The sequence below is a fragment of the Halorubrum sp. JWXQ-INN 858 genome, from assembly GCF_009806985.1.
GTDB lineage: Archaea > Halobacteriota > Halobacteria > Halobacteriales > Haloferacaceae > Halorubrum.
In genome coordinates this window covers 422,738-441,731 of record NZ_WUAX01000016.1, presented here as the reverse complement: position 1 = coordinate 441,731, position 18,994 = coordinate 422,738, and the positions used below count along the sequence as shown (strand labels likewise).

14 protein-coding genes and 1 pseudogene are annotated in these 18,994 nt (G+C 52.7%); 7 read left to right on the top strand and 8 right to left on the bottom strand.

Translation table 11 applies throughout. The annotated features are described in order from the left end of the window. Positions 1 to 21: 21 nt before the first annotated feature. Positions 22 to 1,012 (bottom strand): annotated as a pseudogene (locus GRS48_RS14055) (transposase). A gap of 496 nt (positions 1,013 to 1,508) precedes the next feature. Continuing rightward, positions 1,509 to 2,588 carry a type I restriction enzyme HsdR N-terminal domain-containing protein gene (locus tag GRS48_RS14050; protein ID WP_159487606.1) on the bottom strand — a complete coding sequence of 360 codons (1,080 nt, stop codon included), beginning with the start codon at positions 2,586 to 2,588 and terminating at the stop codon, positions 1,509 to 1,511. Between the two features lie 523 nt (positions 2,589 to 3,111). Here GRS48_RS14050 and GRS48_RS14045 point away from each other — a divergent pair. After that, positions 3,112 to 4,131: a tyrosine-type recombinase/integrase gene (locus tag GRS48_RS14045; protein ID WP_159487604.1), complete on the top strand. Its 1,020-nt coding sequence runs from the start codon at positions 3,112 to 3,114 to the stop codon at positions 4,129 to 4,131. A gap of 568 nt (positions 4,132 to 4,699) precedes the next feature. On the opposite strand, the gene GRS48_RS14040 is transcribed toward GRS48_RS14045, so the two are convergent. From GRS48_RS14040 to GRS48_RS14020, 5 genes are all read right to left on the bottom strand, one after another. Further along, on the bottom strand, positions 4,700 to 5,311 hold the full coding sequence (locus GRS48_RS14040) for a hypothetical protein (RefSeq protein ID WP_159487594.1): 612 nt from the start codon (positions 5,309 to 5,311) through the stop codon (positions 4,700 to 4,702). 252 nt (positions 5,312 to 5,563) lie between these two features. Next, entirely contained in the window at positions 5,564 to 6,178 is a 615-nt protein-coding gene (locus GRS48_RS14035) for a hypothetical protein (protein ID WP_159487592.1), read from the bottom strand. Between the two features lie 156 nt (positions 6,179 to 6,334). After that, a complete protein-coding gene (locus GRS48_RS14030; protein WP_159487590.1) occupies positions 6,335 to 6,892 on the bottom strand; it encodes a hypothetical protein in 558 nt (185 codons plus the stop codon). Positions 6,893 to 6,967: 75 nt separating this feature from the next. Then, positions 6,968 to 7,462: a hypothetical protein gene (locus GRS48_RS14025; RefSeq protein WP_159487588.1), complete on the bottom strand. Its 495-nt coding sequence runs from the start codon at positions 7,460 to 7,462 to the stop codon at positions 6,968 to 6,970. Positions 7,463 to 7,575: 113 nt separating this feature from the next. Beyond that, entirely contained in the window at positions 7,576 to 8,580 is a 1,005-nt protein-coding gene (locus tag GRS48_RS14020) for a hypothetical protein (RefSeq protein WP_159487586.1), read from the bottom strand. Positions 8,581 to 8,775: 195 nt separating this feature from the next. Here GRS48_RS14020 and GRS48_RS14015 point away from each other — a divergent pair, with 195 nt between their 5' ends. The 3 genes from GRS48_RS14015 to GRS48_RS14005 all read left to right on the top strand — a co-directional run bounded on the left by GRS48_RS14015 (position 8,776) and on the right by GRS48_RS14005 (position 13,332). After that, positions 8,776 to 9,381: a hypothetical protein gene (locus GRS48_RS14015; protein WP_159487584.1), complete on the top strand. Its 606-nt coding sequence runs from the start codon at positions 8,776 to 8,778 to the stop codon at positions 9,379 to 9,381. A 462-nt stretch (positions 9,382 to 9,843) separates the two neighbouring features. Then, positions 9,844 to 10,062, top strand: a complete 219-nt coding sequence (locus GRS48_RS14010; RefSeq protein WP_159487582.1) for a hypothetical protein — start codon at positions 9,844 to 9,846, stop codon at positions 10,060 to 10,062. A gap of 2,658 nt (positions 10,063 to 12,720) precedes the next feature. After that, positions 12,721 to 13,332, top strand: coding sequence for a hypothetical protein (locus GRS48_RS14005; protein WP_159487580.1), 612 nt, complete (start codon positions 12,721 to 12,723; stop codon positions 13,330 to 13,332). Between the two features lie 78 nt (positions 13,333 to 13,410). Here the strand turns inward: GRS48_RS14005 and GRS48_RS14000 are convergent, their stop codons facing one another. Next, positions 13,411 to 14,199: a hypothetical protein gene (locus tag GRS48_RS14000; protein WP_159487578.1), complete on the bottom strand. Its 789-nt coding sequence runs from the start codon at positions 14,197 to 14,199 to the stop codon at positions 13,411 to 13,413. A gap of 192 nt (positions 14,200 to 14,391) precedes the next feature. Here GRS48_RS14000 and GRS48_RS13995 point away from each other — a divergent pair, with 192 nt between their 5' ends. The 3 genes from GRS48_RS13995 (at position 14,392) to GRS48_RS13985 (ending at position 18,980) form a co-directional block, all read left to right on the top strand. Further along, positions 14,392 to 18,243 (top strand): Eco57I restriction-modification methylase domain-containing protein, encoded by a 3,852-nt coding sequence (locus GRS48_RS13995; RefSeq protein ID WP_159487576.1) that lies wholly within the window; start codon positions 14,392 to 14,394, stop codon positions 18,241 to 18,243. Between the two features lie 142 nt (positions 18,244 to 18,385). Next, positions 18,386 to 18,676 carry a hypothetical protein gene (locus GRS48_RS13990; protein WP_159487574.1) on the top strand — a complete coding sequence of 97 codons (291 nt, stop codon included), beginning with the start codon at positions 18,386 to 18,388 and terminating at the stop codon, positions 18,674 to 18,676. Beyond that, entirely contained in the window at positions 18,669 to 18,980 is a 312-nt protein-coding gene (locus tag GRS48_RS13985; protein WP_159487572.1) for a hypothetical protein, read from the top strand. Before GRS48_RS13990 ends, GRS48_RS13985 begins: the two co-directional genes overlap by 8 nt. Positions 18,981 to 18,994: the final 14 nt, after the last annotated feature.

The window sequence follows — 18,994 nt, the reverse complement described above, 5'->3', positions numbered from 1 at the left end:
GAGGGTGTCATAGAACTCTTGTCACACCGTGATGGTCGTGCTTCCCGGATTGTCTCCGCGTTCATAGTTGGTGATTGCAATAACGAGGCGAAGGCACAGCGCGAGGAACACCTGTGCTCGTGCGTGGACGCGGCCTCGGGCGTGCGTTCGCCCGAGGCCGCAGTCCTTGACTGATTCGTTGGTTCGTTCGACGCCTGTTCGGCGGTGATACGTCTCGTCTAGCGTCGATTGCTTCATCTGAACGTCCTCGCTGTGTTCCTCGATGCGGTCTTCGACCCTGTACTCGATGTCCTTCGGGTCATCAGTGTTGCGTGGGTTGTAGGGGGCGACTGGCACGACCACCTGCTGGCCGCAGGGGTCGTGCCAGTCAAGTGTATCGTACGCGCTGTCACCAAGCATCCATATCGTTTAGCGACGGCGAGCGCGTCACGGGTGACGCGCATCGCCGTCTCCTCTGGTGCTTGTTTGCTCTCGGTGAACTCCGCTGCAATCGGGATCTTCGACCCGGTCGAAACAATCGTGCAGCCGTAGCCGTAGTAGTACTCTTCAGCCGTTGGATCGTAGCATTTCGATGCGTCAGGATCGGCAGGCATCGCTCTCACGTCTGTCGAATCAATCGAGTAGGTCAAGTCGAGCAGGCCCCGCAAGGCGGCCTGCTCGACGAGGTGGTTGAAATCTCGTCGATGACGTGTTCGAGATCGGTGAGGAAGCGATCGACCGCGTTTCTCGACGGCGGTCGATCGAAGCCACAACAGAGCCAGACGACTGTGTTGTTCAGTTCTCGCGCAACCGGACGAATTCCGTAGATATCCTTATAGTAGCAGTGCAGAAACCCACACATCATCTCGGGTGGTTCATGGTCTCGTGTTCGCCTCGTCTCCGCCGGGGCGAACACGTCGAACTCTTCAAGAAACTCGAAGGAGAGATGCTCAAACAGCGCTAGCGTCTCGGTTTCCACGACATTGAAGAACGTCTCTACCGTAGGATTCTCCTGCAGGGTCGCTGGGCTTATACCACCTCAGCGTTCACCCTGCTCTCTGGTATGAGAACTGTTCTATGACACCCTCTTGTAGACCTTATCCAATCTACGCTCTTCTGTAGGAGATTGTTGATACTGGCGAGCTGTCGCTGTGGAGTCGAAGAGGACAAAGACACCACGTCAGCGGTATCCAACACGGATGATTCCGCTAGATGTGTATCCGTTATGATCGTTCTTTCTGTCGCTAACACTAGTTATGATATTGGTCGCGATTATTGCGCGAATCCCCGCCACTCGGACACACAACAGACCCGCAACGAGGTTCTGTTGAATCCCACCCATCTGCCGGATGAGTTCAAAGCCCGCGCGTTCGTTTGGTAAGGAGATCAAGAAAGACAGAGGATATAAACGCATGTCTGGGCGAAACCCATTCGCAGATCCAGATAAGTTGAAAAATACTGGTCTCCACCAAGGAGGAGGGTGATTGCTTACCTGTCAAGAGGAACTACTTGTAGTATAGCGGCCCTGCCTACCACCCGTCTTCAAATAGAACCGAAAATTCGTACTGTTGTACAAGCCGACGGAGTTCCCGTTGCTTTTGTGTCGAACTCAAATTCGTTTCGAGGTAATAGCCATCACCCACCGATCTCGGTTGCTTCATTTCCTTCCCGTCTACAACCGTGGCGGTGTGAATGATCGGTCGCGTTCGACCGGGGACGTATGGGAGTGGTTCAAGATGGGAGATAAGGTCATGGCTCCTTATCAAATACTCCACGGTCTCAGTAAATGCGTCAACTTGATTGGTGGCGTGAAAATCAGAAACCTCGTTCTTGCCGTCAAGAATCCGTATCATGTATGATTCTTCGTTATCCGTCTCTTCACCAAGGTCAGGCTGAGACCCATCCTGTGCGATAGGGCGTTCGACCGACTCCCCGTCGCTGTCTATCTCACTCTCTATATCCGCAATCAAACGGTCAATCATCTCTTTCGCCTGTGACTCGGTCTTTGGGCTAATCTTCTCAGAAACGCGTTCAGAGAACAGATCAGCCATCTCAGTCGCCAACGAGTCCTTCTCTTGTTCGAGTGTTGTGCGAGCTTCTTGCAGTTCCTTAATCCGATTGAGGATCTTTTCCCACTCGTTGCTCTGGATTGCGTCTTTTCTAAACGCGCTCAGCGTGGTGACTCTGTCTGGGATACTTTCGAGATCTGTCTTGCCCAAGGTGTTAACCCGGACCTTGGTGTCGATCACTTCCCGTCGATAGAATTCGTAGTCTTTCCCGTTGGTCAGGATACCCAAATTCACGTCTTCGTTCTTCAGGTAGGCTTCTAACTGCTCTCTGTGCTTCTCTGTGATCGCTGTATCGACTCCTTTGGCTTCGAGAAAGGCAACAGGGGTTCCGTCTAGAATGAGGGCGTAGTCCACCTTGTACGTCTTTCCGAAGGCTTTGACCGAGTACTCCAGTTGGGTGTTGGATGGGATCTCCCACCCAAGCAGATCAAGGAACTCTCTGAGGACGGCGGCCTTCGTGTTGGCTTCATCCATCTGTGGAGACGACTCAATCGTGGCCTGTGCGTGATTGGTGTATTGGCGAACCGCCTCCTCGTTCATGACTACTCGATAGTTCACAGTATTATCATATCAAAGGATCTGTTGAACTCAACGGGATCAGATATGAGGTACGTGCTTGTTCTATAACATGCCACATATGGACTCACCACGCTTTTGCGGTAACAGTAGGAACCACGTCCGGGTACCTGCATGAGTTGAATTAGTAGAGGTTGGCGGGTGTCCGATACATACAGAACGATATACTGGTTTCCATGCCCCGGGAACCCACAATACCCGATTATTTATATCGCACTAGCCTGTTTTGAATCGCACGAACCGCAAGCAGGCGAGCACCCCCGACACGAATCATAACGAAATCTCTCGTGGGTCTGGTGGTCTATTTATAAACAGACCGCCGCCGTCCGTTGAATCGGAAGCGTCACGGACCGTGATGGACTCGCGGGGAATGGGCGCGCGGGTTCGCTGAACCCGCCCGTGTCTGGCGGTTTGCCGTTGGCAAACACGCAGACAATACCGGGCCTCTTCCACCATTTCGATCCCGACGTGTGTGCCAGCTACGACAATGACTGACACACCAGTAACCCCCGAGGAGGCAGTCGAAGAGTACCTCAAATCACGTCACGATGTGACAAATAGCACGCTCTCAAACCATCAATATCGGCTCGGGATCTTCACAGAGTGGGCCCAGAGCAACGGCATCAACGATGTCTCTGAGATCGGCGGTTTCGACATCCAACAGTACCAAAACTGGCGCCACTCCGACGATGCGCCTGATTGTGCGCCGATAACCCTACAGCAGCACGCCCACACGCTTCGAGTGTGGCTTCGGTGGTGCGAACGGGCAGAGCTCGTCGACGACGGACTGGCGGAGCGTGTCCCCATCCAATCGGTAACGAGCGACGAACGATCTCGTGACGACACTGTCTCCCACGAGAGAGCAACACAGATTCTGGAGTGGTTAGAATCTTATCACTACGCGTCTGTCAAACATATTATATTTGCTACCCTGTATCACTGCGGACTTCGTCGTTCAGCACTCCACGCGCTAGACGTCGAGGATTGGCACTCTGACGAGGGATATCTGTCGATCCGGAATCGAGAAGACGAAGGCACGAGAATCAAACTTGGGGCGGAGGGTGAGAGGCACATTACCGTGAGTGACACCCAACTGAGCCAGGCACTGGACGACTGGGTGGCCGATGTCAGGCCCGACGTCACAGACGAGTACGGGAGGGAACCGCTAATCTCGACAAAAAACGGCCGTGCGCACCCTACGACGCTGGCTAAGCACTGCTACTCGATCACCCGCCCGTGTGAGGTGACTGGGGAGTGTCCCCACGACAGAGTCGTAGACGAGTGTAAGGCGACATCGAGCAAACACGCGAGCAAGTGTCCGAGCTCGAGATCGCCCCACTCTTTGCGCCGAGCAGCCGTAACTCACTTCCTCGATTCGGGGATCGACAAGAGTATCGTCTCGTCGCGGATGAGTGTGAGTCCCAAAGTAATGTCAGAGCACTATGATGTGAGATCTGAGGAGCAACGGCGCGAAAATCGGAAGCGACATCTGGACAAGTTGGACTGAGACGAAAACCCCACACTCAGAACCACAGCTAGTGTGGGTAAACCCACAGTGGACTGTGGGTGGCTCTTCTCCCGATTTCTACACCTAGCGGGCATCTATCGACTCACCCACAGTAGTACCCATAGAAACTGTTGTGGGTTGGGAAAAACGTGTAGGCACGGGTGGGACTCCAGCTGACGTGGTTGTCCGCTACCTCGCGTTGTGATCGCACCCGACTACTCGATATGTTTGCCCAATCATGTCGTATTAGAAACAACATATTGAAGTACCAACACAACATAGAGTGCCGTAGCGAAGCTGTATGGGGGGCGGACGAGACGATAGTCGTCCGTCGAGGATGACGAGGAGAGAGTGAGAGGCACCATTATCATCGTCACGACAAGTTTGCGACAGTCGCACGCCATTACGCCTTGTTTGCCACCCACCACAGTAGCCGTGTGTCTCACCGTGGGTATGTGGATATCGAGCAGTACACAGTCGCTATTGCCAAAATCCAGCCCACAATACGTTGTGGGTTCACCCACAGAAGGTGTGTGCGTAACTGTGGGAGACGTCAAAAAGTGGGTAGTCAGTCAGGTAGGACGGAGTCGTCGTGGATGACGAGCTTATGGGCGTCGTCTACAACGTACTCAATCGAGTCACCAGCCATATCGGCCAGCTTCTCCGCAACTCGCTTGTGCTGCGTCCAACGGAGTGACTGGCCGAGCTCGTGCTCGACATGGCGCTGGAGGCTATCGTCGGAGACACGGACGCCTCCTGGCCCGCCACACTGGTTGACGAAGTGGGCCATAACGACGGCACGTTGTGCCGTCACCCGGTATTCCTTCCCGAGGACATCGGCTGACTTTGCGAGAGCGATCTGGAGCTCCGTCGTCTCAGAGACGGACGATTGGTAGGACTCGAGCTCATGGATCCGATCGTGCGCCTTATTGGCGAGGTTGCGAGTTATATTGCTCTCATCGTCGACTTCGCGTACGTCGACTCGGAGCTGACTCAGCTCTGTATCAAGGGCGTCCACCTCCGAGCGGAGTCGTTCGTTTTCGGCGCGGAGATCGTCTATCTCGTCGCGCATCTGGGACATCTCCTCGCGGAACTCGGCTACCTCGGCGCTGACGCTGTCTTTATCGGCTCCAGCGGGAGCCTGCGGTGCATCCGTCGTCGGTACGTTGTCGGCGGACATTTGGTGCGACTCACGGCCAGCGCGCGGAGGACGGAGCAGTGGATCTAACCGCTAGATTTTAGCGCTCCGATATCCAAATCAGGATGCTGTTGGGGCCTGATTCAGAGCTCCACGACAGGAGGCCATCACCTCCTGTTTTACCGACACTCGTGAGTTACACGTCTATTTGAGGCGATGTGATTTAAGTCTAATCCAAATGTAGGATACGTCGAAAAGCCAAGGATCAAGTATCTCAGCCCATATACCGCTCGATTAGCTTCGGGAGACTCGGTAGTCCACGTCCTCGACGAGGAGATCTCCGTCGGGCTCAGGAACGGACTTGAGCTCGTCCACATCCATATCGAAGTTTATCCAGTCCCCACCCGGCGCCGTTTCCTCATTCTCCTCAGTGAGGAGCTCGTCGGACGTAACCCATCCCCGGAGGATAACCTCACTCAAGTCGTCTACATAACACGACAAGTAGGCATCCGGGATGATGTCGCGATCCTCTACGTGGTGCTTGCCCACCATCAGCGAGGCTCCACTCCGATCATACGTACTCGACTTGATATCCACCGTGCGCGTCTCCCCATCAAGATCCATCTCGCAGTCTACTCCGCCATCACCTTGGGCGCTGACGCTGGTATCGTACTCGGCTCGATCGTAAAGCCCCGCCACCACCAACTCGCCCGCAACTCCGATCACCATCTTACCGGCGGAGTCGTCGTCACCCCACACCTCGTCCGTTGTCTCACCTCGCTCGTACGAGCCATGTCTTGCACTGGCGAGATCGGCAATGTGCTCTCGATCGTCTTCATCGAGGGGGACGATAACGGAGTCGACGTCGCTGTCGTTACTGGCATTGTCAAAGCTATCTGCAAGGTTCATTTTGCGACAGAGGGGCCTGACACCGTCATCAGGTGATTAGCGAACTAGTCCGACGTGAGGACGACAACCGCAAGGAAGGCCGTCACAAACGCAGCCACACCGGCGTGGGTGGTGCTGAGTGCCACTAAAGCAATGATGACTGGGAGGATGAGTGCCTCACTCATCGACGACACCGATTAGCGTGTGTTTGATCTCGTCCAGGCGCTCGGTTGCCGTCCACGTGGAGGGATGCCCCAGTGGATCGTTCGTCATTTCGAGGAGATCAGCATCCCGCAAAACTCCGAGACTCCGATCCGCTATCTCAGCATCGTCGAGATCGCGCAGCTTCCACTCGATTCCGGATTTGGGGATCTCGAACATCGACTTCCCGATGGAGAACAACGCGTCTGACTCGTCCGGCGTGACGTTGACATCCGACGGGACTGCGTCTAGGAGTCGATTGGCACGATTAGTCACCATCCAGTCGGCCACTGCGCCCATATCTCGCGATTCGTCGCGTTCCAACAGAAACGCGCTGCTGAGGATACAAATGTCGGAGAATGAGACGTCGTCGCGGAATCGAAGTCGAAACCAACCGTCGCCTCTGAGATCCTCTAGGAGCTGGCGATAGTTGGACACGATATCAAGAACACCAACCAGCTCGACTGCTGCTTCTTTGTCAGTTAATTCGGAGGTACTGTACTCCGCTTCGCTGCTGTTGTCGATATACGACATTGCGACGTCGCCGGAACGGGATCGCCCGCTACTAAATCAGTAGTCGATGCGTCCCTCTTAAGTGGCGTTTGACTCCTAGGCCTGAGCAAACCCCCACAACAGATCTTGGAGCTCACTCAGTCTGCGGGTAGCCATCCACCGTTCAGGCAGATCATCCTCGGACTCATCTCTGAGTCGCTGGACAAGTCCTGTAGCGTGGAGCACACGTAGGGATCTGTCGCTGATCTCCACTTTGAGCTCTCGCTCTGCCCACTCCTGCTCTGAGTCGGGAATCTCCCACAGCCTATCCCCGATCGCGAACAGGGCGCCCACTTCGGTGCCATCGAGTTCTCCGTCCTCAGGGATCGAATCAAGGAGGTATTCAGCCCGTCCAGTTGGCCTCCAGTCGGTTGCCTCGTCACTAGCGAACGTGCGATGCTCGATAAGCCCTGCAGCACTCACCTCAGCTATCTCGTCGCCCTCAACGTCGTTGCGGAGTGCGAGCCGGTACCAGTCACCTTCACCGATCATAAACTTGAGGAGATCTCGGTGGGAGTCCAGTGTGTCGACGGACTCGACGAATTCGAGCATCAGCGTGTGATCCGTTAGTTTACAGCCTGCTCCGACTTTTTTGCCAAATGCATTCACCATTTGCGACATCGCCCGCCCACGCGTCTCACAGCTGGTGGTTTCTTGTCCCGGACTCAGCGCACTTTGCGCACTGTCATCCGAACGTAGTCGGGCCGTGTCTGTACCTTCGTCCGCTGCGCAAGATCTGAGCTCATAAACACAGCGATGATGTCGGCCTCGACATAGTCGTTGTGTGAGAGCATCCCGCTCTCATCCGCCCACCAATATATTTTACTTGCGAGTGACATATCTGCCCGCGATCTGTCGCCACCGAACTGGCCGAGTGACATACTGTCTCCACGTTCGTATAGCTCTTCAGCGGTGTTGTCGTGCTCGCACATCGCGTCGACGAGCTCCTGGGTTTTGTCGGCGAGCGAGCCAGTTGGCTCGTAGTCGATATCGTCGTCTGAGTCGCTGGTGTCCTTGACAGAGTCCGCGTCCCGGCGCGAGTTATGGGTGTGCTGATACGCTTGCATCATCCCGTCTATCTCAGCGATCTCAGTCGACGTCGACTGGATATGTCGTCCAGAGAAGCTGACACCGCGGTTACTGTACGTCTCGATTTGGCCCTTGATAGTGTACTTCTCGTCGAGGCCTTCCAAATCGCGAATAAGCAGGTGCACACCGTCGCCTGAGGGGCTCACCTCAGCGTACGTCGAGTCCAAGTCGTCGAGGATGTCGGATGCGAGCTCGTCCAACTTCCCATCGTCACCGATGACGTCGTCGAGATCGATGCAGCTCAGTCCGTCCATCGCACCGAGGATCAGCATGGTGCCATCCAGCGCATCATCGCGGGGGAGCTGGTGACGACTCTCCTCAACACTCGCCAGTGCTTGCTCAAAGGTGACGAGGTGCTTCGGCTCCGGATCGTGGGCGTTGATGTACCGAGGCTTTGCACTTATTCCCGAGCAGGGGACTCGTCGCCCATCGTCGGTGTTCGTGTAAGTTACCCAGACTTCGTTGTCGACGATCGATTCGGGGACGTGGAAGCTGCCTTCCTCGACTACGTCGCCCGCAACCTCTCCGACTGTGTTTAATCCGCTCGATCCGTCCTGCTGATCAGTTGACTGCGCACTCATTGCGACGTCGCCTGCACCGTGCTCAAATTTCGCCACGAACTCTGAGCCCTCTTCGTGATATCAGTAGTCGGGGCGGGTAATAAATGGGGTGCAAATAACGCTAGCTAATCAGTCAATCGAAGGCACTGAATCACTAAATACACACTGGAGAGATTATCAACAAATATTATATATTCCTACTGTCAACAGAAAATCATGGCAGCTGACGAATACTACGATGCGATAGGACAGGTTCTCTCTTATGTCCTAAGTGCGGAGGACTTTATCCACTCACAGCGGGAAATTGAGGAGGGTGTTCATTTTTGGATACTGCGTGACGGCACTACGTTGAATTTCCATGTGCACCCCAACGATCGATACTTTGTCCTCACATACCAGTTTCTACTTACTCAAGCGGTTTCGCAGGCGTACGAGGAGAATAATAAGCTGCTCACAGAGCACATGGAGCAATATAATGTCGACGAAACGAGAATCTCTGACGAAGATCTGTATAGAACCGTCGCACTCCATCGGATACAAGATGTAGGCGAAGAAGAAGCACAGAAAATTGAAACAGATATTCGCGCGTTAGCAACTCATACGGACTGCCGGATCGGTACTAAGGCTGAGCAACACCCAGAGGAGTCAGAGACAGAGATTTGGAACGGTGTAACTGTCTCTGGCCTTCTGTATCCTTATGAATCCAACTTTGGCCCCCGAGACTACGAACAGACTGCCCAGGAAGTACTGAGTGTGGGCAATCAGATCGATGAGTCGATTAAAAAATTAGGTGTGATGAAGGAGATTGGGTTCGAACCATAGATAGACTCTTTGTGAGTGTCAACACGTCCGGGTATAACGCTAGCTAATCACCTCCGATATGTTTTGACGGTGAGGTGCGTACGTACTCTCCCGCACACCCGTACGCGTAGTAGTTGGCAATGTCGCACTATGTTTTCTACTATTGCTACTGATGAGATTCTCCTCGGTATCGCGATTGGGATCCTGTTTGACGAGGTTGGGCGCAAACTCATCGTCCGTCGCGTCAAATCCATCCTTAGTGTCGATGAGTGTGTCGACAGTGGGGACACGCACGGCCCCCAGTAAGGACTCGCAGTGGGATGTGTCGGGACAGAGTCAGTGCCAGGTGCCGATGGACGTGTTGATCTGCTTGTCCTCTAAGACGTAGTGGGGCAGACTGAGTCGTATAGGCTATGGCACACTTATTTGTAGTCTAAAACGGTTCGAATATATTTATGTGGTAATCTGGCTACTACCCAAATAATGCTACGCGCACGAATCGTTCTGATTGCGGATGGCGAGGAGATCGAACAACTCAATCTCCGCAGCGAGACTCCGCTGCCGATTTTCGGCGAGAAGATCGTGACTGAGGCCGGGACATACATCGTGACAGACATCACTCATCGATATCGAGAGTCCGAGGAGGAAATCAGTGAGCCTCGAATCAATGTCCACGTTGAGCCTGATTCGGACGCGAATTGAGCATTTAAGTGAATCTGAGATCGAGGGGCTGAGTAGTGTGGCTCGGACTGGCCATCCCAGAGTTAATAACGAAAGCGAAAACAATAACAATTTTGAGATGACGCAACTAAGCCCTCGTTGCAACTTACTGATCCCAGCTTCGACACCACCACCCCTAGGTTCGACGTCGACAAACCGGGCTCCTCAGCACAACTGAGTGCGGGGAGTTGCAGCTGCGTGTCAACCGACTCTCGACGTCGACGACTTGGGACAGATCGAGCACCGGGTGGGGACGGACGTCAGTTGACACAGGTGTGTTGGGCGCGTCCACCAATCATCCCTAATCAACACTGTATGCGTCTCCACCCACACGTTGGTTAATCGCACTGTGGCGTTTGAGCACGACGTCGACGGCCTCCTCGAACGCCACCTATCCACGTCGTACCCACCGCTGTGGGGTGCCTCCAACAGCCACCACGTGCGATACCAGCTATTTTAAGTAGCAAAAAAGACGGTATCTCGCTTTCGTCATGCGATATTTATGCGAAAATCAGGGGTTCGATTATTTATAAGTAACCGGAGTTGCAGAAGTTGCGGAAGCGGTGGTGTTTCATTTTGGGTGAAGCACACGGTGTGACTGGAAGGACTAACATTCTCAAAGTGGTGGGTGTCCATTCATCTGTATGTTTCTGAGGCACTTTATTGTTGTTTGATCGACTAACGCTCGCAAAGTGGGGTGTCTCTAACGAAAGACAGTACTTATACCACTGAATCTTCAACCAGTAGCTGCCGTCGTGTCGACGGCGCTCAAACGAGTTGGCTTAGCATCGACACTCGTTTGGACATAGCATAGAGGTGGCTTGGACTCCACCTCTTTGAAGACACCTGAGAGTCACCTCTGTGAGTGTTCCAACGCCGGCGACGGCGATCGACGGTGTACTTCTTCGACGCCGAGCGCGACGTCCATGCCCGCTCATATCGAACTCGACGTCGAACTCATTCACGCCAGAAAGGTATCTAAAATGATAGTACACTACTACATATCGTATTTCTATCATGTCGCACATGTCCGAACCGAACACGATCAGTTGCCCAGAATGTCAGCACGGGAGAGTACAGCTCACTGGGGGATGCCCCCTCTGCTTGGAGTGTGGCTGGAGTAAGTGTGGGTAGAGATCGAATCCAAGGCACCCATCGTTAGCTCACAGCAATCCCAGTGGGTTCCAAGTGGTTTCCACCATCTTGCTTACAAAAGCGCTCAGAAAGAACTTCAGAACCATCTTAACGAGGAATCAATCGCAAGGCGATTGGAACTCACACAGAGTCGATCTTCAGGAATCCGTGGTGTCCTCTCTAAGCGTCTTTCTTTTCAGATATGATACAACCCACAGGGTGGCCCTGTAGAATCCAACAGAGCGGACGGTGGGTACCACACAATCGATGTGAGCCCCCTGGCACTGCCACCTATTCCGAGGCGGGCCGACTGAGGCCCCAATTAGGGCTGCCTCGCGAGAGCGCGTAATTTGTGCTGTTCTAACAGCGTTATATGTAGGGTTCTAACCTACCGCTACACTGTTAGGGCTCTACTGGCAAACTGGTAGGGACAGAACTGGTTGCCACAGTGTTGTTGTGTTGTTGCTGTATACATAGTTGCTATACAGTTACAGCCTACAGAGTTACAGCCAACACTACAAGGTACCAGTGGTAGATGACTGAGTACAGAGTTGAGGACAACAGATCCCAAGGTAGAGCATGACTGAGCCAAAGCTTGGGCACTACGGGGCCTCAGTCGTACTCAACGAGCTACCAGTCGTATCCCACCAGGCTCAGTCGAGGGCGAATCTGTGCGAGCTCGTCGACGACTCTGATGTCGAGATCGACAAATCTCTGGCGCCGATCTCCGGCCCTAATCCGCTATCTAAACGATAAACATAATTTATCTTATGTGCCTAAGAATACTTACACATCTGCCCAGCGGGTTGGGATCGACGATCTCCCCAGTTGCCCCCAATTTAGCAGCACGCGATTTTTGCAGGCGTGCTGTCGTCGAGCGCGACTGGTGCTGGCTCAATCACGACATGTCTCTTGCTCGCGAGCCACCAGGCGCGTGCCACCGACTGTGTTTACTCAACGGCGATGTCTACCAGCACACAACAACCTGTGCCCACTCAAACTCGGTGACTACCAGTACTAGGTGCGTCGCCACTCTGGGTACCTAGGATGCGGGCGTCGAGGACGACTGATCAGGAGTCGCCTCAGACGGTGCGCTCGTCGAGCTCTATCCGTACCCGTTCGGGAGTCATCGTGATCGTTTCACCTACTTCGTGTACTCGAGGGCGACGTCGAACCCTCACACACAACCAATGTGTCCACTCAAACTCGGTGACTAGCAGTACTACGTTCTTCACAACAATACATCCGGACGTTCAACCCCAAGTGCGGGCGACGAGGACGCCGTCACGTTTGACGTCGTTGATGTCGTGTCCGACAGTGCTCGTTCTGGCCTGACTGCATCTACCCGTCGCGCTCGCCGGCGGGCCCTCGCACCGAATGTGTGTCCAACAGGACTCGGGGATGTCTTGTGCTGAAAGTCAGCCATCAGCTCCCGTGTGCCCGATCAGGACATGTCCTACACATTCAGCAGGAAAATCTAAGGGAAATAAACACAAACCGAAAATCATGACTGAAAATATGGGAGCTGATTTTTGGATATCGCAGCTAGGACGGTTATATCAAGAAGCCGATGATCATATCGATGGAACTCAAGGGGCTGCCCCATTGGCCGAGCAATTTAATCAAATGCTTGGGAATCTACAAGAGAAATTTCCAGATAACGACTTTGTTCAATCTTTGGATGAAGTATCGCCAGGAGGGCGTTCCGTAAGAGGAATGGAAGCAAGACAAGATGCTGCTTCAAACGTGCGGACAAAATGTGGACAATTAGCAGATGCGCTAGGATATGATCTACCTGAAGAGGATCTTCGTCAAGATGATTCTCCGATGAATGTTGTGAAGGTGGAATCCCACCAAACTGCAACTCAATCTGTAGAACAAACAGTCACAGTTGAATCGACGATGGAGTTAGTCAACCATCTTTCCCGTGATCAAGAGACAGTAGATGAACTCCACTCAATTATTAGTGAATTTGAGCAAGAGCTTGAATCAGAAGATCCTGATGACTCGCTGTTACGCGAATTTATACGAAAAGCAGGTGAAAAAAGCCCAGAGGTGGCAGCTAATCTTGGGATGCTTGCCCTTCAGAAAGGGTTGATCTCCGTTCTAGGACTTTAATTATTTCTTCAGATAGCATAGGCAATTAATACTTCACCCAACACACACCACGTGCCAGCCCCAAGTCGGTGCCTACCCCTATATCCCTCGTCCCCGTACGTAGTCATCAGTATCATCAATCAATCGTCGCACCTTGTGCTCATTCGGAGCCTTCTGATTCGCATGGGCGCAATCATTGCGAATAGATGACAACATTTTCAACGAACTAAGCGTAGTTTGCTTGATGACATCCCCGTCGTAGAGAGTCTGTGCGAGGCTTGCGATCCCATCGTCGTGACTATACTCAAGATCGACATCAGCCTCCTGGCACATCGTTAATAGGTGCCGTTCGAGTGCTACACCGGCTGTAACTCCACTTGCCCGAGAGAGTTCCTCGTCGAGTAAATCCCGAGCTCGCTGTATCTCATCTTTTGCCACCGACTTCGAGATCTGCTCTTTGACTCTGAAACGCTCCGCACTGATCTTTCGTGGAATTGCGTTTACGATTCCGCGTTGTGTAATAAAACAGTCGTGTGCTGTACTATATATTCCCATTCCCGTCGTATTATCCGGGAGAACCTGTAATGTAATATACTTATAAAACTCTGCTCGTGCTTCATCAAAATTATCCAACTCTGGTTCGATGTACTCCATAACAAGTACTCGAGAGCCGGAATACCATTCTTGATACGCTTCCAGAATCTCACGTTGGGACTCCTTCTGTTCTGTAGTTGGAGTCTCCCATCCCTCGATATATGTCCCACGCGTTCCACTATTGTAATCTACTTGTAATTGCTTGAAGAACGACTCTGTGCTCTCGATAATATCCCCAGCGAGGCTGTCCAGTTCGTTAATATATTCGTCAACTTCGTTAGCGGAGACAGTCATGCGCAATTATTTGTATGGAAATTCATGTTTGTATCGGTTCATATTACTCGCATATCTAGTCACGGGGAATGATGGAAGATGTTCACCTCCTACCGGTTGCTCTGTCCGAATAAACGCCGGACACCACGTTTCCGATGACATCGCGGATTCGTACACGTACTTTCATGTCGTCGGACGCGAAAGCCGTCACCAATGTCGGCCTCCGACGCACAGACTGAGTTTGATTTTGATGAGTTCGACACGACTGTCTCCGACGACGATGTCGATATTGTAATCAACACTATCGACTCGTGCATCCGCAGTCTTCGCGATCAGTACACGGATGATGACAATCTCGATAAGACGTTCTCTCGGGGACGAGGCGAATACGTCCCTCGCTCGGACTTCACTAGGGATCAGCTTGATCCTGAACCACTAACGCAGGATCGAGTCATCGAGCCGTTGCTCGATGTACTCGGCTACTCTGACTATGGGGCTGAAGCCGGCGACTTTTCCTCTACTCGTGGCGAGCAAGCAGACTACGCCGTGTCACTCCGAGACATTGATAGCGTCGACTCAAGTCGGCTACTGATTGAGGCTGAACCCCTCAAGAAGCAACTCGAAAACCGTGGGCACGGTGTCGATCAGGTGAAGTCGTGGCTTAGCCAGCGTGAGTTTGAGTCTGACTTTGGCTTTGCGACGGACGGGCTTCGATGGATCTTCATCCGCTACGACGCTGACTCGTACACCCACACCACGGTTGCTGATGTCGATCTACAACCTGTTTTCTTGACACTGTTCGAAAATCAAACTGGGGCATCCGTGTCACCCACGGATGCAGTCTCCGAAGAGGAGCGCGAGCTCGTCGCCGAACTCATCCGCACCTTCAACTTCGACAACTTCCGCTCAATTATCGACGACGCGCAGGAAGTGCTCAAAGAGAAGCAAGAGGAAATCACAGACGAGTTCTACGACGATTACATTCGCTACGTCTTCGGTGTTGACGAAGGTGACGTTGACGGGGAACGCCGAGCTCGGAGTCTTGTCGGCGACGGTGTCATTGCACCAGATGAAGCGGATGGTGACGACACGCGCCTGTTCTCAGTCGAGTTGATGAACCGGCTCATTTTTATCAAATTCCTCGAGGACAAGCGTATCGTCCGGCACGACTTACTCCGGACGATTGTCGAGACGTACGACGATGGCGTTTACCCCCAGACGATGTACAAGTCGTTCTTCGATCCGCTGTTTTACGACGTAATGAACGTCAAGTCGGATGAGAGGGAGTCGCACGTCGACGATATCGAACTCTACTCAGACATACCGTATCTCAACGGTGGCTTGTTCCGGCCGGAGCTATCCGCTGACTCTGACATCGATGAGCGTGGTTTCAACGTTCGCGACAGCGTTCTCGAGTCAATCATCAACCTGCTCGAACGATACCAGTTCTCCGTCGATGGTGGCCCTGCTGACATCGATCCGAGCGTCCTCGGTTCTGTGTTTGAAAAGACTATCAACTATCTCACGACGGATCCTGGGGATCAGAATGCCGACTTGGGTGCTTACTATACGCCCAAAGAGATCACCCGATTCAGCGCAGAGCAGACGGTTCGTCCCGCACTAAAAGATCGATTCTCGGAGATACTCGTTGAAGATCGAGGATGGCCCGAAGCGGAGATCAATCAGTACGATACATTGTACGAACTTGTTGACGGACTGGCATCCTCGACAGATCTCATCACAACATTACTGGACGACGTTGATGAGCTCTATGTAGTTGATCCCAGCATGGGCAGCGGACATTTCCTCACCTCTGCGGTTGAGGAAATAACTAACATCCGAATGGAACTGTGGGCGACACTGGATCAATCACCACCCCGTCATCGGGTGAAGAAGACGACGGTACAGAACAATATCTATGGTGTCGACATCATGGAACCGGCTGTTGAGATTGGAAAGCTACGTCTCTGGCTTTCGATCGTCTCGGAGCTGGAGGAAGAAGACGTAGACGAACTCAGTACCGAACGATTGGCGCTCCCGAACATTGCGTTCAACGTCCGTCAGGGTAACTCATTAATTGGCTACGTGGGTTTCCCGGAAGAGACGGACGACGGCCTTGCGACGTTTGAACGGTGGACGGAGGATAGTGTCCGATCGAGATACGAGGACGTCATCGAGGAAATAGAGCTCCACGAGGAATTAAACGCATTCCCCGACGAAGCAGAACAGCACCGTCAGAACGCACTCTCTTTGCTCCGTGAGTATCGTACGGATCTAGATGGTGAGATATTCGAGGATTTCCGAGACATTGTCGACGGTGTCACCAGTGACGATTTGGACAACTACACCCCGTTTCACTGGGTACTGGAATTTGCGGAAGTATACGCTGACGGTGGCTTCGACGTCATTATTGGCAATCCACCGTGGGATCGATTACGTCCGACTCGAGACGATTTCTTCGTCAGATTCGACGAGAAATTCTCGGGGCTATTGCCCGAGGAGAAAGAGGCACGACAAGCGGAGTTACTTGAAAACGATGAGATCGCAGACGGTTGGGAAGGATATCAGCATGAAATTGAAGTCGTCACTGAGTACTTTCATAATTCGGACGAATACACGATGCAGACACCGAAGATCGGCGGACAAACCCAAGGGACTGAAAACGATCTCTCTGCGCTGTTCCTCGAGCGTATATTTCAGTTGGCGAAAGATGATGGATACGTAGCACAGGTTCTCCCTGGTGCGGTTTTTAACGGTGCATCGACGAAGGATTTGCGTACGCACTTGTTGGATGAGACGACGATTCAATCACTCGTAACGTTCGAGAATCGGGGGATCATCTTCCCAGAAATTCATAACCAGTATAACTTTGGTGTGGTGACATTCAAGAATTCAGGCCGGACAGAGAATCTCTATGGAATCTTCCAGCAAGTGGGGATGGATGTTCTAAATGATATCGAGGGTAGAGCGCTAACGATTCCACGTCGAGTCCTTCGAGAATACTCACCCGAAGCTCGTATTTTCCCATATATTCAATCACAAGAGGAAGTAGGCGTGTTAGATACAATCCTCACCTATCCTCCTGTAAGCGATAAATCAGCAGGTGGATGGTATGCACAGCCCTACGCAGAGTTACACCGTACCAGTGATACTGATCGGTTCATTGAGGATTCGGATGCTGGTGATTACCCCGTATACGGTGGAAGTAATATCTATCAATTCAGCCACGATCCGTCGTTCGTAGATATTGAGTCACCAAAGTTCTGGAGCGTGAATGAGGACGTGGATCCAGACGCAAGCGCTAAGCGTAGGATCCGGGAGAAAAATCTCCGAAAGCTCAAACGAGGACTGTACGATGCATTCGACGGAAGTGGATCCCAGGTTGGATTCGTTAATCAACTCCTTGATGATCACCGTGGAGAGGAATTATCGGAAGACGATGTCTTGCTTGATTGTACTGAGTACCGGATCGTGTATCGAGACATCGCCCGTTCGACTGATGAGCGGACGCTTATTGCGTCAGTAATACCGAGCGAGATTGTTTGTCAGAATAAGCTTCACACTGTTCGTCCTTATAAGATCGATCCGGCTGAAAAAGATTTATCAGATTCACCGCTCCATGGCGTCTACGAACGGATATTTACTGATCAAGAATTGTTCGTTGCGTTAGGACTCCTCAACAGTGTTCCATTTGATTATCTCATGCGAACGAAGATCGACTCGACAGTTGTGATGTATAAGTTCAAAGAATCACAGGTGCCCCGCCTTACTGACGGCGACGACTGGTTCGATCATATCTGGACGCGAGCTGCGAAACTCAACTGCTATGGGGATGAATTTGCAGAAATGCGAGATAGACTTGACATCGAAGCAGTAACCTCACCCGACGAACGCGAACGTATTCAGGCGGAATTGGATGCTGGTGCATTCCACGCGTACGGACTCGATCGCGAGCAAACGGCCTTCATTCTTGACGACTTCTATCAGGTACAAAATCCACGTCGGATGACAGACGAGTACTTTGATCTCATCCTCGAGAAGTTCGACGAGCTGGCAGCGGAGTAGGCCGACTTCCCTCCAACTCGTCGCCGTCGCTACCTATCTGGCTGTGAAGTATTACTATCGTGGGTAACATAGTACCAGACGAGTTGTCGACGACTCTCTCCCTCTCTATCTCTTCTTGATCGAGAGTTGAGGTTGCTATCCAATGTCTGCTACTGATCCACTCGACGATGTCGCGTTGAATACATACGAAGTAGAGGTTCCAATCGAACTTGACGCCTTCGAGACGACTGAGACGGCGTCGCTGACTGTTGCAGAGACAGCTGCGCAGTCTATCGTCTCCGAAGTCGCCGAACTTGGTGACGACGATGTCTCGTACGTCTCCACCCAGGTGTCGTTCGACATGGATGGACTCGAAGACGCATTCGAGGACGACGAGATCGAAATCGCCACCGTCCAGACACGGACGGAACTCGCGGTGTTGGGAGATGACTGAGATTGTCTGCGAGTACTGCGGTGAGTCGTTCGATAAGCGTGGTATCGGCGCCCACCAGGCCCACTGTGACGTGGCAAACGATGGCGAGGTGCAGCCTGCACCATCGGAATTCGAGTCCGAAGTCCGAGCTCGCGACGACGAACAGTGTGTCCGGTGTGAGAGCACCGAGGCGCTTGTTGTCCACGAAGTTGACGCCAACGTCGGACAGAAACGCGCAAACGCTGTGACGCTCTGTGAGCCGTGTGAGGCTGAACTCAGTGGACTCCATCCCCTCACGAAGCGGACGAAGATCGGCGCGCAGTAATCTGTGGACTCCCT

Coding starts and splice junctions, on each gene's coding strand:
- GRS48_RS14050 (WP_159487606.1), bottom strand. CDS start 2,588: ATGAACGAGGAGGCGGTTCGCCAATACACCAATCACGCACAGGCCACG.
- GRS48_RS14045 (WP_159487604.1), top strand. CDS start 3,112: ATGACTGACACACCAGTAACCCCCGAGGAGGCAGTCGAAGAGTACCTC.
- GRS48_RS14040 (WP_159487594.1), bottom strand. CDS start 5,311: ATGTCCGCCGACAACGTACCGACGACGGATGCACCGCAGGCTCCCGCT.
- GRS48_RS14035 (WP_159487592.1), bottom strand. CDS start 6,178: ATGAACCTTGCAGATAGCTTTGACAATGCCAGTAACGACAGCGACGTC.
- GRS48_RS14030 (WP_159487590.1), bottom strand. CDS start 6,892: ATGTCGTATATCGACAACAGCAGCGAAGCGGAGTACAGTACCTCCGAA.
- GRS48_RS14025 (WP_159487588.1), bottom strand. CDS start 7,462: ATGCTCGAATTCGTCGAGTCCGTCGACACACTGGACTCCCACCGAGAT.
- GRS48_RS14020 (WP_159487586.1), bottom strand. CDS start 8,580: ATGAGTGCGCAGTCAACTGATCAGCAGGACGGATCGAGCGGATTAAAC.
- GRS48_RS14015 (WP_159487584.1), top strand. CDS start 8,776: ATGGCAGCTGACGAATACTACGATGCGATAGGACAGGTTCTCTCTTAT.
- GRS48_RS14010 (WP_159487582.1), top strand. CDS start 9,844: ATGCTACGCGCACGAATCGTTCTGATTGCGGATGGCGAGGAGATCGAA.
- GRS48_RS14005 (WP_159487580.1), top strand. CDS start 12,721: ATGACTGAAAATATGGGAGCTGATTTTTGGATATCGCAGCTAGGACGG.
- GRS48_RS14000 (WP_159487578.1), bottom strand. CDS start 14,199: ATGACTGTCTCCGCTAACGAAGTTGACGAATATATTAACGAACTGGAC.
- GRS48_RS13995 (WP_159487576.1), top strand. CDS start 14,392: ATGTCGGCCTCCGACGCACAGACTGAGTTTGATTTTGATGAGTTCGAC.
- GRS48_RS13990 (WP_159487574.1), top strand. CDS start 18,386: ATGTCTGCTACTGATCCACTCGACGATGTCGCGTTGAATACATACGAA.
- GRS48_RS13985 (WP_159487572.1), top strand. CDS start 18,669: ATGACTGAGATTGTCTGCGAGTACTGCGGTGAGTCGTTCGATAAGCGT.